At 74.5% G+C, this 20,873-nt stretch carries 21 protein-coding genes; 15 read left to right on the forward strand and 6 right to left on the reverse strand.

The window, feature by feature from the left end; all coding sequences use genetic code 11:
* Positions 1-4: 4 nt before the first annotated feature.
* Positions 5-415, forward strand: a complete 411-nt coding sequence (gene ndk, locus ACI799_RS06725; RefSeq protein ID WP_456587604.1) for a nucleoside-diphosphate kinase — start codon at positions 5-7, stop codon at positions 413-415.
* Positions 416-507: 92 nt separating this feature from the next.
* Here ndk and ACI799_RS06730 read toward each other — a convergent pair whose 3' ends face one another.
* Entirely contained in the window at positions 508-1,014 is a 507-nt protein-coding gene (locus tag ACI799_RS06730; protein ID WP_456612693.1) for a hypothetical protein, read from the reverse strand.
* Entirely contained in the window at positions 1,011-1,277 is a 267-nt protein-coding gene (locus ACI799_RS06735; RefSeq protein ID WP_456587602.1) for a helix-turn-helix transcriptional regulator, read from the reverse strand. The genes ACI799_RS06730 and ACI799_RS06735 overlap by 4 nt, the downstream gene beginning before the upstream one ends.
* 162 nt (positions 1,278-1,439) lie before the next feature.
* Here ACI799_RS06735 and ACI799_RS06740 point away from each other — a divergent pair, with 162 nt between their 5' ends.
* From ACI799_RS06740 to ACI799_RS06775, 8 genes are all read left to right on the forward strand, one after another.
* Complete coding sequence (locus ACI799_RS06740; protein WP_456587601.1) at positions 1,440-3,383, forward strand: TIGR03960 family B12-binding radical SAM protein; 1,944 nt, start codon at positions 1,440-1,442, stop codon at positions 3,381-3,383.
* A complete protein-coding gene (locus ACI799_RS06745) occupies positions 3,383-4,150 on the forward strand; it encodes a TIGR03936 family radical SAM-associated protein (protein ID WP_456612694.1) in 768 nt (255 codons plus the stop codon). Before ACI799_RS06740 ends, ACI799_RS06745 begins: the two co-directional genes overlap by 1 nt.
* Before the next feature lie 317 nt (positions 4,151-4,467).
* Positions 4,468-7,641, forward strand: a complete 3,174-nt coding sequence (locus tag ACI799_RS06750) for an Rne/Rng family ribonuclease (protein WP_456612695.1) — start codon at positions 4,468-4,470, stop codon at positions 7,639-7,641.
* Positions 7,642-7,903: 262 nt separating this feature from the next.
* On the forward strand, positions 7,904-8,215 hold the full coding sequence (gene rplU / locus ACI799_RS06755) for a 50S ribosomal protein L21 (protein ID WP_092195728.1): 312 nt from the start codon (positions 7,904-7,906) through the stop codon (positions 8,213-8,215).
* A 7-nt stretch (positions 8,216-8,222) separates the two neighbouring features.
* Positions 8,223-8,480: a 50S ribosomal protein L27 gene (rpmA, locus tag ACI799_RS06760; RefSeq protein ID WP_014375373.1), complete on the forward strand. Its 258-nt coding sequence runs from the start codon at positions 8,223-8,225 to the stop codon at positions 8,478-8,480.
* Between the two features lie 136 nt (positions 8,481-8,616).
* Positions 8,617-10,128, forward strand: a complete 1,512-nt coding sequence (gene obgE, locus ACI799_RS06765) for a GTPase ObgE (RefSeq protein WP_456587598.1) — start codon at positions 8,617-8,619, stop codon at positions 10,126-10,128.
* The gene (gene proB / locus ACI799_RS06770; RefSeq protein WP_456587597.1) at positions 10,125-11,261 is read left to right on the forward strand and encodes a glutamate 5-kinase; all 1,137 of its coding nucleotides are present in this window, start codon (positions 10,125-10,127) and stop codon (positions 11,259-11,261) included. The genes obgE and proB overlap by 4 nt, the downstream gene beginning before the upstream one ends.
* 30 nt (positions 11,262-11,291) lie before the next feature.
* On the forward strand, positions 11,292-11,774 hold the full coding sequence (locus tag ACI799_RS06775) for a peptide deformylase (protein ID WP_456587596.1): 483 nt from the start codon (positions 11,292-11,294) through the stop codon (positions 11,772-11,774).
* A 34-nt stretch (positions 11,775-11,808) separates the two neighbouring features.
* On the opposite strand, the gene ACI799_RS06780 is transcribed toward ACI799_RS06775, so the two are convergent.
* From ACI799_RS06780 to ACI799_RS06795, 4 genes are read right to left on the reverse strand one after another with little or no spacing between them, the layout of a single operon-like run.
* Entirely contained in the window at positions 11,809-12,228 is a 420-nt protein-coding gene (locus ACI799_RS06780; RefSeq protein WP_456587595.1) for a Fur family transcriptional regulator, read from the reverse strand.
* The gene (locus tag ACI799_RS06785) at positions 12,225-13,250 is read right to left on the reverse strand and encodes an iron chelate uptake ABC transporter family permease subunit (protein WP_456612696.1); all 1,026 of its coding nucleotides are present in this window, start codon (positions 13,248-13,250) and stop codon (positions 12,225-12,227) included. The genes ACI799_RS06780 and ACI799_RS06785 overlap by 4 nt, the downstream gene beginning before the upstream one ends.
* Before the next feature lies 1 nt (position 13,251).
* On the reverse strand, positions 13,252-14,055 hold the full coding sequence (locus ACI799_RS06790; RefSeq protein ID WP_456612697.1) for a metal ABC transporter ATP-binding protein: 804 nt from the start codon (positions 14,053-14,055) through the stop codon (positions 13,252-13,254).
* On the reverse strand, positions 14,052-15,017 hold the full coding sequence (locus ACI799_RS06795; RefSeq protein WP_456612698.1) for a metal ABC transporter substrate-binding protein: 966 nt from the start codon (positions 15,015-15,017) through the stop codon (positions 14,052-14,054). The genes ACI799_RS06790 and ACI799_RS06795 overlap by 4 nt, the downstream gene beginning before the upstream one ends.
* A gap of 89 nt (positions 15,018-15,106) precedes the next feature.
* Between ACI799_RS06795 and ACI799_RS06800 the strand changes: the two genes are divergently transcribed.
* From ACI799_RS06800 to ACI799_RS06825, 6 genes are all read left to right on the forward strand, one after another.
* A complete protein-coding gene (locus tag ACI799_RS06800) occupies positions 15,107-16,360 on the forward strand; it encodes a glutamate-5-semialdehyde dehydrogenase (RefSeq protein WP_456587591.1) in 1,254 nt (417 codons plus the stop codon).
* Positions 16,361-16,384: 24 nt separating this feature from the next.
* Complete coding sequence (locus ACI799_RS06805) at positions 16,385-17,272, forward strand: AAA family ATPase (protein ID WP_456612699.1); 888 nt, start codon at positions 16,385-16,387, stop codon at positions 17,270-17,272.
* Positions 17,272-18,696, forward strand: coding sequence for a vWA domain-containing protein (locus ACI799_RS06810; RefSeq protein WP_456612700.1), 1,425 nt, complete (start codon positions 17,272-17,274; stop codon positions 18,694-18,696). Before ACI799_RS06805 ends, ACI799_RS06810 begins: the two co-directional genes overlap by 1 nt.
* A gap of 241 nt (positions 18,697-18,937) precedes the next feature.
* Positions 18,938-19,684 (forward strand): nicotinate-nucleotide adenylyltransferase, encoded by a 747-nt coding sequence (gene nadD, locus ACI799_RS06815; RefSeq protein WP_456587588.1) that lies wholly within the window; start codon positions 18,938-18,940, stop codon positions 19,682-19,684.
* Entirely contained in the window at positions 19,681-20,112 is a 432-nt protein-coding gene (rsfS, locus tag ACI799_RS06820; RefSeq protein WP_456587587.1) for a ribosome silencing factor, read from the forward strand. Before nadD ends, rsfS begins: the two co-directional genes overlap by 4 nt.
* Complete coding sequence (locus ACI799_RS06825; protein WP_456612701.1) at positions 20,109-20,870, forward strand: histidine phosphatase family protein; 762 nt, start codon at positions 20,109-20,111, stop codon at positions 20,868-20,870. The genes rsfS and ACI799_RS06825 overlap by 4 nt, the downstream gene beginning before the upstream one ends.
* Positions 20,871-20,873 lie beyond the last annotated feature (3 nt).

Below are 20,873 nucleotides of genomic sequence, written 5' to 3' on the forward strand. Positions count from 1 at the left end.
CCCCGTGACCGAACGCACTCTCGTCCTCGTCAAGCCCGACGGCGTCTCCCGTGGCCTGGTCGGTGAGGTGATCACGCGGCTCGAGCGCAAGGGGCTGCGCCTGGTCGCCGCCGAGCTGCGCACCCTGGACCGGGAGACCGCGGAGACCCACTACGCCGAGCACCGCGAGCGGCCGTTCTTCGCCGACCTGGTGCAGTTCATCACCAGCGGCCCGCTCATGGCGCTGGTCGTCGAGGGGCCGCGGGCCATCGAGGCGTTCCGCGCCCTGGCCGGTGCCACCGACCCGGTGAAGGCAGGCCCCGGCACCATCCGCGGCGACTTCGCCCTCGAGGTGCAGAACAACATCGTGCACGGCTCCGACTCGCCCGAGTCCGCCGAGCGCGAGGTGAAGCTCTTCTTCCCGAACCTGAGCTGAGATCTCTCCTCGTCGCCGAGATCCCGTGATCTCGGCGCTCGGATGCGCCTGATGTGCCGAGATCGCGTGATCTCGGCACATCGGGGGGCGGGTCAGGAGTCGGCGTCGGCCGGCTCCTCGGGGGCGGTCCAGGCCAGGTGCCAGTAGGACAGCAACCCGGCGGAGAACCAGAGCAGGAAGCCCAGGCACAGCGCGAGGTCCACGTGGTCGGTGAGCGCGACGAGCGTGACGGCACCGAACCAGGCGGCGAAGTGCAGGGCGGTGCTCGGCCAGCCCACCGCGCTGTACGACCGCTCGCGCACCCGCTGCTGGTGCTCGTCGAGCGACCGGGTGCTGCGGTCGAAGACGCCGCGGATGCCCAGGTTGAGCAGTGAGTGCAGCGGGATGAACGCCAGCATCCCGGCCGTCCACGCGGCGAAGAACCACGTCGACCACCCGGTGCCGGTGATCGCGGCGGTGAGGGTGGCCGCGATCAGCGCCACCAGGAGGACGGCCTCGGCGACGACGGCGCGGCGGCGGTTCGTCAGCGAACGGGCCCAGGCGTATCGCCCGTCCTCGAACGTGCGGGCGAGGTAGGTCTGCTCGGGGGAGATGGTCACGACGTCCTCCTGAGGAGTTCCTGGCTGAGCGAGGGCAGCGGGTCGAGGGAGAAGATCGCCTCTACCGGCAGGTCGAAGTAGCGGGCGATGCGCAGGGCCAGGGCCAGCGACGGGCTGTACTCGCCGCGCTCCACGTAGCCGATCGTCTGCGGATGGACGCCGACGGCGTCCGCGAGTTCCTTCCGGCTCACGCCACGGTCGGCCCTGAGCACGGCGATGCGGTCGTGGACCTTGTCCGCCTCACCCTTTGGCTGTCTTCCCATGCGACAAACCGTAGCATAAATACAACGGGATGGCGCAAGGGTCGTTGCCCTGGCTCACCGTGTGGGGTCCTGGCTCACGGTCGACGCTGAGCCAGGACCCCTAACGATCAGGTCACCTGATCAACACGGGCCCGGCGGGGCGGCGGCTACCCTGGACCGGTCATGACTGCAGAGCTCCGCACCACCGCCGGCGAGTCGCTGTACCCGCGACTCGAGCCGCTGCTGGCCCAGATCCAGAAGCCCATCCAGTACGTGGGTGGTGAGCTCAACGCCCAGACCAAGCCGTGGGAGTCCGCGGACGTGCACTGGGCGCTCATGTACCCCGACGCCTACGAGGTGGGGCTGCCCAACCAGGGGCTGATGATCCTGTACGAGGTGCTCAACGAGCGCCCCGACGCCCTGGCCGAGCGCACCTACGCCGTCTGGCCCGACCTCGCCGCGCTGATGCGCGAGCACGGGGTCCCGCAGTTCACCGTCGACGGCCACCGCTCCGTGCGCGACTTCGACCTCCTGGGCGTCAGCTTCGCCACCGAGCTGGGCTACACCAACCTGCTCGAGGCCCTCGACCTCGCCGGGGTCCCGCTCCACGCCGTCGACCGCGACGAGACCCACCCGGTCGTCGTCGCCGGCGGGCACGCCGCCTTCAACCCCGAGCCGGTCGCCGACTTCGTCGACTGCGCGGTCCTGGGCGACGGCGAGCAGGCCGTCGGCGACATCACCGACGTCGTCAAGGCGTGGAAGGCGCAGGGGCGCCCGGGCGGCCGCGAGGAGCTGCTGGCCCGCCTGGCCCGCGTCGACGGCGTCTACGTGCCGCGCTTCTACGCGTTCTCCTACGGCCCCGACGGCACGATCGCCGCGGTGACCCCGACGCGCGACGACGTCCCGGCGAAGGTCGGCAAGCGCACCGTCATGGACCTCGACGAGTGGCCCTACCCGAAGCAGCCGCTGGTGCCGCTCGCCGAGAGCGTGCACGAGCGGATGAGCGTGGAGATCTTCCGCGGCTGCACCCGCGGTTGCCGGTTCTGCCAGGCCGGGATGATCACCCGCCCGGTGCGCGAGCGGACGATCACCGGCATCGGCTCCATGGTCGAGCAGGGGCTGAAGGCCACCGGCTACGAGGAGGTCGGCCTGCTCAGCCTCTCCAGCGCCGACCACTCCGAGATCGGCCAGGTGGCCAAGCAGCTCGCCGACCGCTACGAGGGCACCAACACCAGCCTCAGCCTGCCCAGCACCCGCGTGGACGCCTTCAACGTCACGCTGGCCAACGAGCTCTCCCGCAACGGCCGGCGGAGCGGGCTGACCTTCGCCCCTGAGGGCGGCAGCGAGCGCATCCGCCGGGTCATCAACAAGACGGTGTCCAAGGAGGACCTCGTCCGCACGGTGACGACGGCGTACGCCAACGGCTGGACGCAGGTGAAGCTCTACTTCATGTGCGGGCTGCCGACCGAGACCGACGAGGACGTGCTGGAGATCGCCGAGCTCGCGGTCGAGGTGATTCGCGCCGGCCGCGAGGCGAGCGGCCGCAAGGACATCCGCTGCACCGTCTCCATCGGTGGCTTCGTGCCCAAGCCGCACACGCCGTTCCAGTGGGCGGCCCAGGCGAGCGCCGAGACCATCGACCACCGGCTGCGGGTGCTGCGCCAGGCCATCAACGCCGACCGCCGCATCGGCCGCTCCATCGGCCTGCGCTACCACGACGGCAAGCCCGGCGTGATCGAAGGCCTGCTCTCCCGGGGCGACCGCCGGGTGGGCCGGGTCATCGAGCGGGTGTGGCGCGAGGGCGGCAAGTTCGACGGCTGGAGCGAGCACTTCTCCTACGAGCGCTGGACCCAGGCCGCCGCCGAGGAGCTGGCCGCCTTCGGGGTCGACCTCGACTGGTTCACCACCCGCGAGCGCACCGAGCACGAAATCCTGCCCTGGGACCACCTGGACTCCGGCCTGGACAAGGAGTGGCTCTGGGAGGACTGGCAGGAGGCCCTGTCGGAGGAGGAGGTCGCCGACTGCCGGTGGACCCCCTGCTACGACTGCGGGGTCTGTCCCACCATGGGCACCGAGATCCAGATCGGGCCGACGGGGCGCAGCCTGCTGCCGCTCACCGTCGTCTGATGGCGCGCCAGCCCGACGGCCCACCGCCGCCGCCGACCGTCCAGAAGCTCCGGATCCGCTACGCCAAGCGGGGCCGGCTGCGGTTCGCCTCCCACCGCGACCTCGCCCGGGCCCTGGAGCGGGCGCTGCGCCGGGCGCAGGTGCCGATGGCGTTCTCCGCCGGGTTCAGCCCGCACCCGAAGATCTCCTACATCGGGGCCGCGCCGACCGGGTCGGCCAGCGAGGCGGAGTACCTGGAGATCGGGGTGGCGATCCGCTGCGACCCCGAGGCGGTGCGGGTCGCGCTCGACACCGCGCTGCCGCCGGACATCGCCGTCCTGGAGGTCGTCGAGGCGCAGGAGGGGACCGGGTCGCTGGCCGACCGCATCGACACCTCCGTCTGGCGCGTGGAACTGCCCGGCGTGCGCCTGGAGGAGCTCGCCCCGGCGGTCGAGAAGTTCCTGGCGGCCGACGTCGTCACCGTCGCCAAGCGGACCAAGAACGGCCTCAAGGACGTGGACGCGCGCCCCGCCGTGGCCAGCGCGTCAGCGGCGGAGGAGGCAGGTTGTGCCATACTGCACATGGTCGTCCGGCAGGTGACGCCCGCTGTACGACCCGACGACGTGTTGGCCGCCCTGGCTGCCGTCGCCGACCTGCGCCCGCCGTTGCCCCCCCGGGCCGTGCGTGAGGCGCAGGGCCGGCTCGACGACACCGGGACCGTGGCCGATCCGCTCGGTCCTGACCGTGCGGCGCGCACCCGCTGCCAGGGGGAGCACGCGACGGTCTGACCGGCGGACGCCCGGAGACCGCGCGCTGTCGAGCGCCACGGCTGCCAGACGTGACGCGCCCGTTCCAGGCCACCCGGCCCGGATGCCCAGACCACCGCAGGACCCGCACCACCACCCCCGGCGTCACCGGAGGTGCGCACCACCACATCCGGCTCCCCGCCGCGGCAACCGTCGCGCGGGAGCCGCCCACAGACTTCGCAGGGCGAGCCAGTCCGCCGTACCCCGCGCGGCGGCCCGCCCCGCCCAACCCGTGCTCCTGCGCGGCCGCCAGTCCTCTCGATCGGCGCCCGGGAGCAGCACAGGAGGCGAGAGCCCTCGTGGCTGACACCGACCACCCGACCACCGAGAACGACGACACCCAGGAGACCGCGGTCCCGCCGGGCACACCGCAGCCCGCCGAGGCGGAGGTCACCGGCACGCCGGCCACCCCCGACGAAGGGGCGCCGGACGCCGAGGACGCCGACGAGACGGCGGCCGCCGACGACACCGCGGATGCCCCGGACGGCGCCGCGGCCGAGACGCCCGAGCCCGAACCGGCCGGACCGCGGTTCGGCGCCCAGTTCAGCTCACCGGAGCCCACGGCCGTCGTGGCCCGCCCCCGCCGCCGGGCCACCCGGCCGGCCGCCGCGGCCGACCCCGACCAGGTCGAGGCCGTCCGACCCGTCGCGGCTGCGCCCATCCCCGCGTTCGTGAGCTTCGTGGCGCCGCCCGACGACGCACCGCCCGCGCCCCGCCGGCGCAGCCGCCGTCCGGCGGAGTCCCCCGAACCCGACGTCGACGACGCCGCGGGCGACCAGGACGGCGAGGACGCGACCGCCGACGAGGCGCCCCGCTCCCGCCGCAGCCGGTCCCGCCGCCGCTCCGCGGAGGAGCAGCCGGAGCGGGCGGAGGCCGACACCGAGGACGAGCAGGCCGAGGACACCGACGACCGCGACGAGTCCGGCGAGGACCGCGACGAGGGTGGTTCGTCGGCGAGCCGGCGTCGCCGCCGGGGCCGGCGCGGCCGCGGGCGGGGCCGCAGCGGCGAGGACTCCTCGGACGCCGACTCCGACGAGGACGGCGGCGACGAGCGACCGCAGGCCGACGACACCGAGGACGACGAGACCTCCGGCGCCGCGACCGACACCGACGAGGACGAGGGCGAGGACGAGGGGTCGACCGGGTCGGGCACCCGCCGCCGGCGGCGCCGCCGTCGCCGTGGCGGCAGCTCCGGCGCGGACGAGTCCTCCGACGACACCGACGACGACGACCGTCCCGAGCGGGCCGGGCGCAACGGCCGCAGCACCAGCGACGACGACGTCCGCGGCATCGCCGGCTCCACCCGGCTCGAGGCCAAGCGCCAGCGCCGCCGGGACGGCCGGGACACCGGGCGCCGTCGCCAGCCGATCCTGACCGAGTCGGAGTTCCTCGCCCGCCGCGAGGCCGTCGACCGGAAGATGGTGATCCGCCAGCGCGGCGAGCGGACGCAGATCGCCGTGCTCGAGGACGACGTCCTCGTCGAGCACTACGTCACCCAGGCCTCCGCGACGTCCTTCGCGGGCAACGTCTACCTGGGCCGGGTGCAGAACGTGCTGCCCAGCATGGAGGCGGCGTTCGTCGACATCGGCAAGGGTCGCAATGCCGTCGTCTACGCCGGTGAGGTGAACTGGGACGCCGTCGGGCTCTCGGGCAAGCAGCGCTCGATCGAGCAGGCGTTCAAGTCCGGCGACAAGATCCTGGTACAGGTCACCAAGGACCCGATCGGCCACAAGGGCGCCCGGCTGACCCAGCAGATCAACCTGCCCGGTCGCTTCCTCGTCTACGTGCCCGGCGGCTCGATGACCGGGATCAGCCGCAAGCTGCCCGACACCGAGCGCCAGCGGCTCAAAGACATTCTCAAGCGGATCGTCCCCGAGGACGCCGGCGTGATCATCCGGACCGCCGCGGAGGGCGCCTCGGAGGAGGAGCTCACCCGCGACGTCAACCGGCTGAAGGCGCAGTGGGACGTCATCAAGCAGAAGTCCGAGTCGACGTCGAACGCGCCGACCCTGCTCTACGGCGAGCCCGACCTGGCGATCCGGGTGATCCGCGACGTCTTCAACGAGGACTTCAAGGAGCTCGTGGTCCAGGGCGACGACGCCTGGGACACCGTCGAGGCCTACGTCGCGCACGTGAGCCCCGAGCTCACCGCGCGGCTGACCCGCTACACCGGCCAGGGCGACGTCTTCCACGACCTGCGGATCGACGAGCAGCTGACGAAGGCGCTGGACCGCAAGGTCTGGCTGCCGTCGGGCGGCTCGCTGGTGATCGACCGCACCGAGGCGATGACGGTCGTCGACGTCAACACCGGGAAGTTCACCGGCTCGGGCGGCAACCTCGAGCAGACCGTGACGCGCAACAACATGGAGGCGGCCGAGGAGATCGTCCGCCAGCTCCGGCTGCGCGACATCGGCGGCATCATCGTCATCGACTTCATCGACATGGTGCTCGAGAGCAACCGTGATCTCGTGCTGCGCCGGCTCACCGAGTGCCTGGGCCGCGACCGCACCAAGCACCAGGTCGCCGAGGTGACCTCGCTGGGCCTGGTGCAGATGACCCGCAAGCGCGTGGGCCAGGGCCTGCTGGAGGTCTTCTCCGAGTCCTGCGAGCACTGCCGCGGGCGCGGCATCGTCGTGCACCTCGACCCGGTGGACGAGAAGCGCCGGGGCGGTGGCAACGGCGGCGGGAGCAACTCCGGAGGCGGCAAGGACTCCGGCGGCAAGGACTCCGGTGGCAAGGACGCCGGTGGCAAGGAGTCCGGGCGCAGCCGCGGCGGCAAGGACGCCGTCGCGAAGGAGGCCGAGGAGGTCGAGGCGACCGGCGCGGGCGCGGCCGAGGCGCCCGCCGGTGACGGCGAGGCCGTCGAGGGCGGCCGCGGCGGAGGACGTCGCAGCCGTGGCCGGCGCAACCGCGGGCAGTCGGGGGAGGAGCGCGCGGCCGAGGACGCCGCCGTGCTCGCCGGCACCCGCGCCGACGACGGGACCCCCGCCGGTGAGCCCGTGGCCGACGGCTCGGCCGAGACGGTCGAGGACGTCGATCCGGTCGTCCCGGCCCCGGTCGCCGGTTCGCCGGAGCCCGGGCGGACCGGCCCGGACGACGCGCCGGCAGGTCCGGAGGCGCCGGTGGTCGTGCCGCCCGCACAGCGGGTCGACGCGCGGGTGACGACGGTCCAGCCGCTGCCCGAGACCGCGCCCGTCCCGGTGCCGGTCGCGGAGACCGAGGCCGAGGACGTGCTCCCGGCCGGTGAGGTCGGCGCCGTCGAGGCGCCGGCCGAGTCCGCGCAGCCGATCACCCCGGCGACGACGACGGCCGACGTCGTCCCCGGCGGGGTGGCGCACGCCGCCGACGCCGGGGCCGAGACCCCGGCAGCACCGGCCGAGCCGGCCGCCGGCGACGGCGAGGCGCCGGCCGCGGCTGCCCGGCCGCGCCGCCGCCGGGCGGCCAGCCGGCCGGCCGGTCCGCCGGTGTCCTAGTCCCTGGCAGTGCCCCGCGGCCCCGTCCGGCGGCCCCGGACGGGGGCGCGGGCCCGTGGGAGCGGGGTCGCCAGGGCCACAGCCGGGGCGTGTCGACCGGTGCGGGCAGCCTCGGGTACGCTGGTCGGGTTGCTGCGCCACCGCGCAGGCGCCTCCGGGTGCCGCCGGGACGGCGTGCGCAGCCCGTCCAAGCACCCGGCGCCCCCCGGTCGTGCGCGCCGGACACAGAGCTCGACGTGAAGAAGCTAACGAGGAGTCAGTGGTGTACGCAGTGGTGAAGGCCGGCGGGAGCCAGCACAAGGTGGCCGTGGGCGACACGTTCACGATCAACCGCCTGCAGGGCGCGGCGGGCGACACCGTCGCCCTCCCGGCCATCCTGCTGGTCGACGGCGACACCGTCACCAGCGACGCGGCGGCCCTGGCGAAGGTGACCGTGACCGGTGAGATCCTCGAGCACGGCAAGGGCCCGAAGATCCACATCCACAAGTTCAAGAACAAGACCGGCTACCACAAGCGGCAGGGGCACCGTCAGCCCCTGACCAGCGTCGTGGTCCGCGACATCTCGAAGGGCTGACGCCGACATGGCACACAAGAAGGGCGCCTCGTCCTCCCGCAACGGCCGCGACTCGAACGCGCAGCGCCTCGGCGTCAAGCGTTTCGGTGGCCAGGTCGTGAAGGCCGGCGAGATCATCGTCCGCCAGCGCGGAACCCACTTCCACCCGGGCCTCGGCGTCGGCCGCGGCGGCGACGACACGCTGTTCGCGCTCGCGCCGGGTTCGGTCACCTTCGGCACGCGACGGGGACGCAAGACCGTCTCCATCACTGCGGTCGAGGCCTGAAAGAGGACCCCGTCCTCCTCTGGACGGGGCCGACAAGCAGTTCGCTTCGCGACGAGCGCACGGGCCGACCGGCCCGTGCGCTCGTCGCGCTTGACAGGTAGGTAGGAGGCGGCGCGGACTCGTCCGCTCGACACCCATGGCCGCTTTCGTCGATCGGGTCACCATCCACGTCGCTGCCGGCAACGGCGGGCACGGCGTCTCCTCGGTGCACCGCGAGAAGTTCAAGCCGCTCGGTGGGCCCGACGGGGGCAACGGCGGGGACGGCGGCGACGTCGTCCTCGAGGTCGACCCGAACGTGCACACCCTGCTGGACTTCCACCACCGACCCCACCAGAAGGCGGCCAACGGCCGCCCCGGTGCGGGCAGCAACCGGCACGGCGCCCGGGGCGAGGACCGCGTGCTGCGGGTGCCCGAGGGCACCGTGGTCAGCACCCCCGACGGCCGCGTGCTCGCCGACCTGGTGGGCGCCGGCACCCGCGTGGTGCTCGCCCACGGCGGCAAGGGCGGGCTGGGCAACGCCGCGCTGGCCAACCCCCGCCGCAAGGCGCCGGGGTTCGCGCTGCTCGGTGAGCCGGGCGAGGCGTTCGACGCGGTGCTGGAGCTCAAGAGCATCGCCGACGTCGGCCTCGTCGGGTACCCGTCGGCCGGCAAGTCCTCGCTGGTCGCCGCCATGTCCGCGGCCCGGCCGAAGATCGCCGACTACCCGTTCACCACGCTGGTGCCCAACCTCGGCGTGGTCCGCTCCGGCGACACCGTCTACACGATGGCCGACGTGCCCGGCCTGATCCCGGGCGCCTCGGCCGGCAAGGGGCTGGGCCTGCAGTTCCTCCGGCACGTCGAGCGCTGCGCCGTCCTGGTGCACGTCATCGACATGGCGACCATGGAGTCCGGCCGCGACCCCGAGACCGACATCGACGCGCTGGAGCACGAGCTCGCGGAGTACGGCGGGGAGGAGCTCGACCTCGTCGGCCGGCTCCGGATCGCCGTGCTCAACAAGATCGACGTCCCCGACGGCCGCGAGCTGGTCGACCTGGTCCGCCCCGCCCTCGAGGAGCGCGGCCTGCAGGTGTTCCCGATCAGCGCCGTCACCGGCGAGGGGCTGGCGGCCTTCGGGTACGCGCTGGCCGCGGCCGTCGAGGAGCACCGTGCCTCGCTCCCGGCGCCCGAGCCGGTGCGGGTGACGCTGACCCCGCGCGCGGTCGACGACTCCGGCTTCACCGTGGAGCGCGACCCTGCCGACCCGGAGGCGTTCGTCGTCCGCGGCGTCAAGCCCGAGCGGTGGGTCCGGCAGACCGACTTCACCAACGACGAGGCCGTCGGCTACCTCGCCGACCGGCTCAACCGCCTCGGGGTGGAGGAGCAGCTGGCCCGTGCCGGCGCCCGCGAGGGCGACGCCGTGACCATCGGCGACGTCACCTTCGACTGGGCGCCGACGCTTCCGGCGGGCACGCTCACCGCCGAGGAGTCCGCGGGCCTGGGTGGCCGCGGGACCGACAACCGGCTCGAGGTCACCGAGCGCATCGGGGCGGCCGAGCGACTGGCGGCCAAGCGCGCCCGCCGGGTGCCCTTCGAGGTCACCGAGGACGGCTGGACCGACGAGGACCTCGAGGGGATGGACGACGACCTGCCCGGGAAGGACCCCCGGTGACCCGCGCGGCCGCCGAGACCGCGGCCCGGCCCTCGATCGCCGGCGCGGGCCGGGTCGTGGTCAAGGTCGGCTCCTCTTCGCTGACCACGCTGCCCGGGGGCCTGGACGTCGCACGCCTCACCGCGCTGGTCGACGCCCTCGCCGCCGTCCGGGCGTCGGGCCGGGAGGTGGTCCTGGTCTCCTCGGGCGCGATCGCCGCGGGGCTGGCGCCGCTCGGCCTCGACGGGCGCCCTCGTGACCTCGCCACCGCGCAGGCGGCGGCGAGCGTCGGGCAGCTGCGCCTGGTGCAGACCTACGCCGACGCGTTCGCCCGGCACGGGATCACCGTCGGCCAGGTGCTGCTCACCTCCGACGACCTGACCCGGCGCAGCCACTACCGCAACGCGCAGCAGACGGTCGACAAGCTGCTCAGCCTCGGCGTCCTCCCGGTGGTCAACGAGAACGACACCGTGGCCACCGAGGAGATCCGCTTCGGGGACAACGACCGGCTGGCCGCGCTCGTCGCCCACGTCGCGCGGGCCGACGCGCTGGTCCTGCTCTCCGACGTCGACGGCGTCTACGACGGCGACCCGCGCATCGGCCCGGCGCAGCTGGTCGACACCGTGCGCCACCCGGCGGACCTCGCCGCCGTCGCCCTCGGCTCGGCCAGCCGCAACGGCGTGGGCACCGGCGGCATGGCGACCAAGGTGGAGGCGGCCTTCATCGCCGCGCACGCCGGCGTCCCGGTCGTCGTGACCTCCACGCCCCAGGCCGCCCCCGCGCTCGGTGGGAACCGGGTGGGCACGCTGTTCGCCCCCATGGGCAAGCGGCCCAGCGCCCGCCAGTTCTGGCTGCGCTACGCCAGCCGCCCCCGCGGCCGCCTGGTCCTCGACGACGGCGCGGTGGCCGCTCTCCGGGAGCGGCACGCCTCGCTGCTGGCCGCGGGAATCACCGGCGTCGTGGGGGAGTTCCTCGCCGACGACCCGGTGGAGCTGGTCGGGCCGGACGGCGTGGTCGTCGCCCGCGGGCTGGTCGCCTACGACGCCCGCGAGCTGCCGTCGCTCCTCGGGCGCAAGACCGGCGACCTGCCGCCCGAGCACCGCCGGGAGGTCGTGCACCGCGACGAGATGGTCCTGGTCGGACGCCTGCGCTGAGGGCTGCAGCCCGGCTGAGAGACTGCCCGGGTGACCATCCGCCCCATCCGCGAACTCGGTGACCCGGTGCTGCGCACCCCCTCCGACCCGGTCCGGGCCTTCGACGGCTGGCTGGCCGCGTTGATCCGCGACCTCGAGGACACCGTCGACCACCCCGGCCGGGCCGGGGTGGCGGCTCCCCAGATCGGCGTAGGCGTCCGCGCGTTCTCCTACAACATCGACGGGGTCATCGGGCACATGGTGAACCCGGTCATCGTCGAGCGGTCCGAGGAGATCCAGGACGGCGACGAGGGCTGCCTGTCGGTGCCGGGGATCTGGGCGCCGACCGTGCGCGCGATGCGCTGCGTCGCCGAGGGGTTCGACGTCGACGGCAAGCCGCTGCGGCTGGAGGGCGAAGGGCTGATGGCCCGCTGCCTCCAGCACGAGGTGGACCACCTCGACGGCAAGGTGTTCCTCGACCGGCTCACCGGCGACGCCCGGAAGGCCGCGCTGCGGGCCCTGCGCGACCGCTGATCCGGCGCGGTCCGACGGGTCGAGCGCAGGGGGCTCAGCCGCGGGACGACGCGCAGTCGGCGCAGGTTCCGAACACCTCGAGATCGTGCTGCACGTCGGCGAAGCCGTGCTCCGCGGCGATGCGGGCGGCCCAGCGCTCGACCGGGGGGTCGGCGACCTCCACCGTCATGCCGCACGAGCGGCACACGAGGTGGTGGTGGTGGCTGGGGGAGCAGCGGCGGTAGGCCGCCTCACCGTCGGGGCTGCGCAGCACGTCGAGCTGGCCGTCGTCCACGAGGGCCTGCAGTGCCCGGTAGACCGTCGCCAGCCCGACCGAGTCACCGCGCTCGCGCAGCAGTGCGTGCAGGTCCTGGGCGCTGCGGAAGCCGTCGAGCTCCTCCAGCAGCGCGAGGACCGCGCTGCGCTGGCGGCTCGGCCGCCGGGCGCTGCCGTCGGTCTGGTCGGCTGTGCTCACCGTGCACCTCCCGTCCCGGGCCCGCCGGGGACCGTCGCCGTGCCGTGCTCGTCGTAGTGGACTCCCGCGCCGGTCAGGTGGGGGGCGTGCAGGTGGCCGTCGTGGTCGTAGTCGACGTGGTCGCCGTGCGGTACCGGCCGGTGGCCGCACCCCTCGCCGTGCTCGTGCGGATGGGCGCCGTGGACCGGGCCGCGCCGCCGGTGCCGACGGCGCGCGGTGGCCTCCCGCAGCGCCACCGCGCTGGACACGACGAGGAAGACCGCGATCGCCAGCAGCACGATCGTCCCGCCCGAGGGGGTGCCGGTGTAGTACGACGCCGTCGTCCCGGAGACGCTGACCACCAGGCCGATGCCGCACGCCAGGTAGAGCGCCTGCCGGAAGCTGCGCGCCAGCAGCTGCGCCACCGCGCTGGGCACGATCATCAGCGCGCTGATCAGGAGCAGGCCGACGATGCGCATGGAGAGCACCACGGTGGCGGCGACCAGGGCGGCGAGGACGACGTTCAGGGCGAGGACCGGGAGGCCGACGGCCCGGGCGTACTCCTCGTCGTCGCTCACCGCGTAGAGCCGCTGGCCCAGCAGGGCGACGGCGGCGAGCACGGTGAGCGCGATGACCGCGAAGACGACCAGGTCGCCGGCGCCGGTGGTGGTGATGGCGCCGAAGAGGTAGGCGTCGAGGTTCGTGGCCTGGCCCCTCGGCGCGAGGCTGAGCAGCACCACGCCACCGGCGATGCCGCCGTAGAAGAGGACGGCGAGCGCGACGTCGCCGCTGGTGCGGCCGCGGGCGCGGACCAGTTCGATGAGCACCGCGCCCAGGACGGCCGCGACCAGGGCCGCGCCCACCGGGGCGGTGGAGGTGAGCACCCCGATCGCCACCCCGGTCAGGGCGACGTGCCCGAGACCGTCGCCGAGCAGCGAGAGCCGGCGCTGGACGAGGAAGACCCCCACCGCCGGCGCGACCAGCCCCACCATCAGCGAGGCGAGCAGGGCGCGCTGCATGAACCCGTACTCGAGGATCTCCACGTCAGCGGCTCCCCTTCGCCGTCCGCGCCGTCACGGTCGGCTGGTCGAGCCGGTACCCCGGCCGTTCCGGCTCCGCCGCTTCCCCGCAGTGGTGATCGTGGCCCGTGGCCGGCTCCGCGCCGGTCAGCGGCCCGTCGTAGGCGATCCGCCCGTGGTCGACCACGACCGCGCGGGTGAGCACGCCGGCCAGCGGCGCGGTCTCGTGGGTGACCACGAGCAGGGTGGTGCCGGTCGCCGACACGCGGCCGAGCACCTCGGCCAGCGCGTGCTGGCTGGCGGCATCCACCCCGGCGGTCGGTTCGTCCATGATCAGCAGCTCGGGCTGGGCGGCCAGCGCCCGGGCCACCAGGACGCGGCGCTGCTGGCCGCCGGAGAGGGAGGCGACCGGCTCCTCCATGCGGTCCGCGAGCCCGACGGCGGCGACGGCCTCGCCGACCGCCACGCGGTCGGCCGCTCCGAGCCGCCGGAACAGGCCCAGCCTGGCCAGCCGGCCGACCGACACGACCTCGCGGACGGTGGCGGGTACCGCTCCGCTGACCGTGTGCCGCTGCGGCACGTAGCCGATCCGCCCGCGTTCGCGCAGCCGGCCCACCGGCGCGCCGAGGACCTCGACCTCTCCGTCCAGCACGGTGGCCAGGCCCAGCAGCCCTCGGGCGAGGGTCGTCTTCCCCGAACCGTTCGACCCGAGGATCGCCACCGCCTCGCCGTGCCGCACCGTCAGCCCGACGCCGGCCACGATCGGCACGTCGTCGTAGCCGATGCTGGCGTCGCGCAGCCGGACGGCGGCGCCGGAGCGTGCGGTCATGAACAGGACTGGCCTTCCTGCAGCGTGGCGAGGTTGGCGCGCATCACCTGCAGGTAGTCCTCGCCCGCGGACTCGTCGGTGAGCCCCTCGATCGGGTCGAGCACGGCGACCTGCGCACCCGCCTCCTCCGCGACCGTCTCGGCGACCGCGGGGTCGACCAGGGTCTCGGTGTAGACGGTCGTGATCCCGTGCTCCCGGACCAGGTCCGCGATCTCGGCCTGCTGCGCAGGGCTGGGCTCCTGGGACGGGCTCAGCCCGCTGATGCCGACCACCTCCAGACCGTAGCGCTCGCCGAGGTAGCCGAAGGCGTCGTGGCTGGTGACCAGGGTGTCGACGGCGCAGTCGGCGAGCCCGGCCTGCATCTCCTCGTCGAGGGACTCCAGGTCCGCCCGTAGGGCGGCGGCGTTCTCCTCGTACGTCGGGGCGCCGTCGGGGTCCAGCTCGGTCAGGCGCTCGGCCAGGGCGTCGCCCACGGCGGCCAGCCGGGTCGGGTCCAGCCAGAAGTGCGGGTCGGTCGACTCGTCACCGTGGACGTGCTCCTCCTCGGCGTGCGCTTCGTCCGCGTGCTCCTCGTCGGCGTGCTCCGCGTGCTCGCCCTCGACGAGGTCCGCGGCCTGGCCGGCGTCCCAGGCGGCGTCGCCGGCCTCGGAGGCGGCAGCCTCGTCCAGCGCCGGCTGGAAGCCCTCCAGGTACACGAGCAGGTCCGCCTCCCCGACGGCGGCGACGTCGCGCGGGGTCAGCTCGAGGTCGTGCGCCTCGGCTCCCGATGGCGTCAGCGACGAGACGGAGACGCGCTCCCCGCCGACGCGGGCGGCGGCCCACTCCAGCGGGTAGAAGCCCGCGACCACGGAGAGCTCGTCGTCGCTCGCACCGCCCCCGCCGTCGGAGGCGCACCCGGCGGTGAGGAGCACGCCGGTGGCGAGAGCGGTGAGGGCGATCCAGCGGGGGGCGGGCATGCTCATGAGAATCATTCTCGCACGGTGTCCGGACGAGGCGGCCGCCCGGCCCGACGGGGCGAGGAGCCGGCCGCCCGCCGCGTACCCTCACGGGCGTGTCCGACGTCTCCGGCCTGCCCTTGATCGGCGCCGCCGCGCTGCGCGCGAAGGCCGCCTCCCGCGTGCTGCGCACCCTGCCGACCGACACCAAGGACGCCGCGCTGACGGCGATGGCCGACGCGCTGGTCGAGCGCACCGACGAGATCCTGACCGCCAACGCGGCCGATGTCGCCGCCGCGCGGGCCGACGGCACGCCGGAGGCGATCGTCGACCGGCTGCGCCTGGACGCCGGCCGCGTCGCCGGCGTCGCCGACGCGCTGCGCCAGCTGGTCGCGCTGCCCGACCCGGTGGGCGACGTGGTGCGCGGCTCCCGGCTGCCCAACGGGCTGGAGCTGAAGCAGGTCCGCGTCCCGCTCGGCGTGGTCGGGATCGTCTACGAGGCGCGCCCGAACGTCACCGTCGATGCCGCGGGCCTGTGCCTCAAGAGCGGCAACGCGGCGCTGCTGCGCGGGTCGGCGTCGGCGTTCGGCACCAACGCCGCGCTGCTCGCCGTCCTCACCGAGGCCGGGGAGAAGGCCGGGCTGCCCGCCGGGTTCGTCGAGCTGCTCCCGGCCGACCGCGCGTCGGTGGGGGAGCTGCTGAACGCCCGCGGTCTGGTCGACGTGGTGATCCCGCGCGGCGGCGCCTCGCTGATCCAGCGGGTGGTGCGCGAGTCGCGGGTGCCGGTCATCGAGACCGGGGAGGGCAACTGCCACGTGTACGTCGACGCCTCCGCCGACCCGGAGATCGCCGAGGCGGTGGTGCTCAACTCCAAGACCCACCGGGTGAGCGTCTGCAACTCCGCGGAGACGCTGCTGGTGCACCGCGACGTCCCGTTCCTGCCCCGGTTGCTCGCCGCGCTCGCCGGCGCCGGCGTCACGCTGCACGGTGACGACGCCGCCCGGTCCGCGCATGACGGCGTCGTCCCAGCCACCGACGAGGACTGGGGCACCGAGTACCTCTCGATGGACATGGCGGTGCGGATCGTCGACGACCTGCCGCAGGCCCTGGAGCACATCGCGCGGTGGAGCACCGGCCACACCGAGGCCATCGTGGCCGACTCGGCCCGCGCCATCGCCGACTTCACCGCCGGGGTCGACGCCGCCGCCGTGCTGGTCAACGCCTCCACCCGGTTCACCGACGGCGGCGAGTTCGGCTTCGGCGCCGAGATCGGCATCTCCACCCAGAAGCTGCACGCCCGGGGCCCGCTCGGCCTGCCCGAGCTGACCTCCACCACGTACGTCGTCACGGGGTCCGGCCACACGCGCTGACCCTGCCGCCTCTCGAGGAGTCGCATGCCCCGCCCGCCGTCGCAGTCCCCCCACTTCTCGTCGGTCGCGGACGTCAGCAAGCGGCTGTCCACCGCCGGCTACCTGCCCGACGCGCAGATCGCGACGACGGTCTTCCTCGCTGACCGCCTCGGCAAGCCGCTGCTGGTCGAGGGACCGGCGGGCACCGGCAAGACGGAGCTGGCCAAGGCGCTCGCCGCGGCCACCGGGTCGGAGCTGATCCGCCTGCAGTGCTACGAGGGCCTGGACGAGGCACGCGCGCTGTACGAGTGGAACTACAAGAAGCAGCTGCTGCGCATCCAGGCGTCCCAGGCCGAGGGCGGCGCCGACTGGGACACCGTGCACGACGACATCTTCGGCGAGGAGTTCCTGCTCTCCCGGCCGCTGCTGACCGCGATCCGCCGCACCGAGCCGACCGTGCTGCTCGTCGACGAGACCGACAAGGCCGACGTCGAGGTCGAGGGGCTGCTGCTCGAGGTGCTCAGCGACTTCCAGGTCACCATCCCCGAGCTCGGCACGATCACCGCCACCCGCCGGCCGACCGTCGTCCTCACCTCCAACGCCACCCGCGAGCTCTCCGAGGCCCTCAAGCGGCGCTGCCTGTACCTGGCGCTGGACTACCCGTCGGCCGAGCGGGAACGGGAGATCGTGCTCTCCCGGGTGCCCGACCTCGCCGCGGGGCTGGCCGACCAGCTGGTGGCCACGGTGCGGGCGCTGCGCGGGCTGGAGCTGAAGAAGTCGCCGTCGATCTCGGAGACCCTCGACTGGGCCCAGACCCTGCTGGAGCTCGGGCTGGACACCCTCGACGAGCCGGCGATGGCCGCGACCCTCGGCGTCGTGCTCAAGCACGCCAGCGACCAGACGCGGGCCGCGGCCGAGCTGCGGCTGAACTGATGGGGCAGCCGGTCGCGCCGGTCCGGGAGCCCGGCGGGCTGGCCGGGCACCTGGACGGGTTCGTGCGGGCGGTCCGCGAGGCCGGCATCCCGGTGGGCATCAGCCAGGCGGTCGACGCCGCGGAGATCCTGACCGTCATCGACCTGCTCGACCGCGAGCAGCTGCGCCACGGGCTCGCGGCCGTGCTGCTCCAGCGGGCCGCGCAACGCGATGCCTACGACGTCCTGTTCGACCTGTGGTGGCCGCTCGGCGACCGCCCGGCCGCCGAGCCGGAGGACGGTGACGGCCCGGGGGAGGCGGGGGAGTCCACCCTCGACGTCCCCGACGACGCCGCGCTCGCCGCGCAGATGCGGGACGAGCTGCTCCAGCTGCTGCAGGACGGCGACCCCGAGGCCCTGCGCCGGTTCGCCCGCGAAGCAGTCGACCTCCTGGGGCAGGGGCAGCCCACCCCGTCGGGGCAGTCGTACTTCAGCTACCGGGTGATGCGGGCGCTCTCGCCGGACACGCTCGTGGCCCAGCTGCTCGCCGGGCTGCTCGGGGAGTCCGGCCGTGGCGGCCTGGCCGAGCAGGTGGCGCGGCAGACGGTGCGCGACCGGCTGGCGGCCTTCCGGACCGCGGTCGAGGCAGAGGTCCGCCGGCGGACGGCGGCGGAGAAGGGCCGCGACCGGGTCGCGAAGAACGCCGTGCGGCCGCTCGCCGACCAGGTCGACTTCCTCCGCGCCCAGTCGGCCGACCTCGCCGAGCTGCGCCGGGCGGTGGCCCCGCTGGCCCGCCGGCTCGCCGTCCGGCTCTCCGCCCGCCGGCGCCTCGGGCGTCAGGGCCGGCTGGACTTCCGCAAGACCGTGCGGGCCTCGCTCGGCACCGGCGGGGTCCCGGTGGTCACCCACCACCGGCCGCGCAAGGTGCACAAGCCCGAGCTCGTGGTGCTCTGCGACGTCAGCGGCTCGGTGGCCGGGTTCAGCCACTTCACGCTGATGCTCACCCAGGCGCTGCGGGAGCACTTCACCGGTGTGCGGGCGTTCGCGTTCGTCGACTCCACCGACGAGGTCACCCGGTTCTTCCGGCCGGGTGTGGACGTCGCCGACGCCATCGCCCGGATCGGCCGCGAGGCCCAGGTCGTGGGCTTCGACGGGCACAGCGACTACGGCACCGCGTTCGACGTGTTCGCCGACCGCTGGGCCTCGGCCATCGGTCCCAAGACGTCGCTGCTCGTGCTCGGCGACGGGCGGACCAACTACCGGCAGCCGGGTGTCCCGGTGCTGGCAGGCCTGGTGTCGAAGGCCCGCTCGGCGCACTGGCTGAACCCCGAGCCGCGCCGGCTCTGGGGGAGCGGTGACTCCGCCGCCGACCGGTACGGCGAGGTCATCGACATGGTCGAGTGCCGCAACGCCGCTCAGCTCGCCGACTTCGTCACCACCCTGTGAGAAGGGACCGACGTGCCGGTGCGCCGGCGGCCCCGAGGTGCTTCCGGGTCGGTGCGCAACCGCACGCTGCCGGCTCCGTTGGACAACGCGGTGCCGACGTGTCGTCACCCGCCGGCCGCACCGGTGCGGCCGGACGGCGACCGGCTGCACGGGGGAGCCGGTCGCCGTCGCCGTCGGCCCGGTGGGGTGCGCGGGCCGGTCCTCGCGGCGCGGGGTCGGCACCCCCGGATACGCTCGGCCGGTGGCGGGACGACGAGTTGGTGTGATGGGTGGGACCTTCGATCCCATCCACCACGGGCACCTGGTCGCCGCCAGCGAGGTCGCCGGGCTGTTCGGGCTCGACGAGGTGGTGTTCGTGCCCACCGGTGAGCCGTGGCAGAAGAGCGACCAGGTGGTGAGCCCGGCCGAGGACCGGTACCTCATGACCGTGATCGCGACGGCGTCGAACCCGCGGTTCTCCGTGAGCCGGGTCGACATCGACCGGGGCGGGCCCACCTACACCTTCGACACGCTCACCGACCTGCAGGCCCAGCGTCCGGGGGCCGAGTTGTTCTTCATCACCGGCGCCGACGCCCTGGCCCAGATCATGACCTGGCGCGACGGTGCCCGGTGCTTCGAGCTGGCGCACTTCATCGGGGTCACGCGCCCCGGGTACACGCTGGCCGACAGCCACCTGCCCGAGGGCGGGGTCAGCCTGGTGGAGATCCCCGCGCTTGCCATCAGCTCGAGCGACTGCCGCGACCGGGTGGGCCGCGGCATGCCCGTCTGGTACCTCGTGCCCGACGGCGTGGTCCAGTACATCGAGAAGCGCGGCCTCTACCGCGAGCCCGCGCGGCGCCCTGCCCCCGGGCAGGCCCGCGACGGGCGCCCGGCGGGTGACCGCCCCACCTACGACCGCCCACCCCCGACCGGGCCCGGGAACACCACCGGCCCCGACGGTGCTCGCACCCCACCCACGACGTCCCACCTCCAGGAGGTGCCCGAATGACCGCCTCGCCCGAGGCCCGGGAGACCGCGCTGCTCGCCGCCCAGGCCGCCGCGGACAAGCTGGCCACCGACGTCACCATCGTCGACGTCAGCGAGCGGCTCGCCATCACCGACGCCTTCGTCCTCGCGTCCGCACCCAACGAGCGGCAGGTCCAGGCCATCGTCGACGAGGTCGAGGAGCGGCTGCGGGAGCACGGCGTGAAGCCGGTGCGCCGCGAGGGCGTGGCCGAGGCGCGCTGGGTGCTGCTGGACTTCATCGACGTCGTGGTGCACGTCCAGCACGCCGAGGAGCGGGCCTACTACGCCCTCGAGCGCCTCTGGAAGGACTGCCCGTCCATCCCCTTCACCGACGCGGCCGACCCCGGGTCCGCCCCGGGCGCCCCGGCGGACGCCGGCTCCCCGTCGGTCGCGGAGACGGCCGGCCAGTGACCTCCCCGGCCGTGCCCGAGCTGCCGGTGACCCGGCTGGTGGTCTGGCGGCACGGGCGCACCGGGTGGAACGCGGCCGGACGGTTCCAGGGGCAGCTCGACCCACCGCTCGACGAGGTCGGGCGGGCGCAGGCGGTCCACGCCGCACCGCACCTCGTGGCCTCGGCCGGGCTGACGCCCCGGTCGACGGCGGTGGTCGCCAGCGACCTCGGCCGCGCCGCGGACACCGCGCGGGCACTCACCTCGCTGCTGGACGTGCCGCTGCGGCTGGACCCGAGGTTCCGCGAGCACGGGATGGGCGCGTGGGAAGGCCTCACCCGCGAGGAGGTGGCCGACCGGTACCCCGAGCAGTACGCGGACTGGCTGGCCGGGCGGCCGGTGCGGGGCCGCGGTGGGGAGGAGGCCCCGGCGGTCGTCTCGCGGGTGGTCGCAGGGCTCGCCGACCTGCCACCGGCGGACGTGGCCGTGGTCGTGACCCACGGGGGCACGAGCGGCCGGCTGATCGAGGCGCTGCTGGAGCTCGGGCCGGACCACCGGCGCGTGTTCGGGCCGCTGGACAACTGCGGGTGGAGCGAGCTGGCCCGGCAGAGCGGCCGGTGGCGGCTGCTCCGGCACAACGCGTCGGCCGGTCCGCTGCTGGAGGGGCTCGCCGCGCCCGCGGCGGACCGGCCCCGCGCGGATCCCGAACAGGGGGCTCCCGGAGCGGCCGGTGACCGTCCGGACCCGGGCCCGGCCCAGGACGCCGACGCCGTCGGCTGACCG

The sequence above is a fragment of the Blastococcus sp. SYSU DS0753 genome (assembly GCF_054051175.1).

What these genes read in the sequence shown, in the direction of transcription:
- ACI799_RS06735 (WP_456587602.1), bottom strand. Translation starts at nt 1,277, where the DNA reads ATGGGAAGACAGCCAAAGGGTGAGGCGGACAAGGTCCACGACCGCATC.
- ACI799_RS06740 (WP_456587601.1), top strand. Translation starts at nt 1,440, where the DNA reads ATGACTGCAGAGCTCCGCACCACCGCCGGCGAGTCGCTGTACCCGCGA.
- ACI799_RS06745 (WP_456612694.1), top strand. Translation starts at nt 3,383, where the DNA reads ATGGCGCGCCAGCCCGACGGCCCACCGCCGCCGCCGACCGTCCAGAAG.
- rpmA (WP_014375373.1), top strand. Translation starts at nt 8,223, where the DNA reads ATGGCACACAAGAAGGGCGCCTCGTCCTCCCGCAACGGCCGCGACTCG.
- obgE (WP_456587598.1), top strand. Translation starts at nt 8,617, where the DNA reads ATGGCCGCTTTCGTCGATCGGGTCACCATCCACGTCGCTGCCGGCAAC.
- ACI799_RS06790 (WP_456612697.1), bottom strand. Translation starts at nt 14,055, where the DNA reads ATGACCGCACGCTCCGGCGCCGCCGTCCGGCTGCGCGACGCCAGCATC.
- ACI799_RS06795 (WP_456612698.1), bottom strand. Translation starts at nt 15,017, where the DNA reads ATGAGCATGCCCGCCCCCCGCTGGATCGCCCTCACCGCTCTCGCCACC.
- ACI799_RS06805 (WP_456612699.1), top strand. Translation starts at nt 16,385, where the DNA reads ATGCCCCGCCCGCCGTCGCAGTCCCCCCACTTCTCGTCGGTCGCGGAC.
- ACI799_RS06810 (WP_456612700.1), top strand. Translation starts at nt 17,272, where the DNA reads ATGGGGCAGCCGGTCGCGCCGGTCCGGGAGCCCGGCGGGCTGGCCGGG.
- rsfS (WP_456587587.1), top strand. Translation starts at nt 19,681, where the DNA reads ATGACCGCCTCGCCCGAGGCCCGGGAGACCGCGCTGCTCGCCGCCCAG.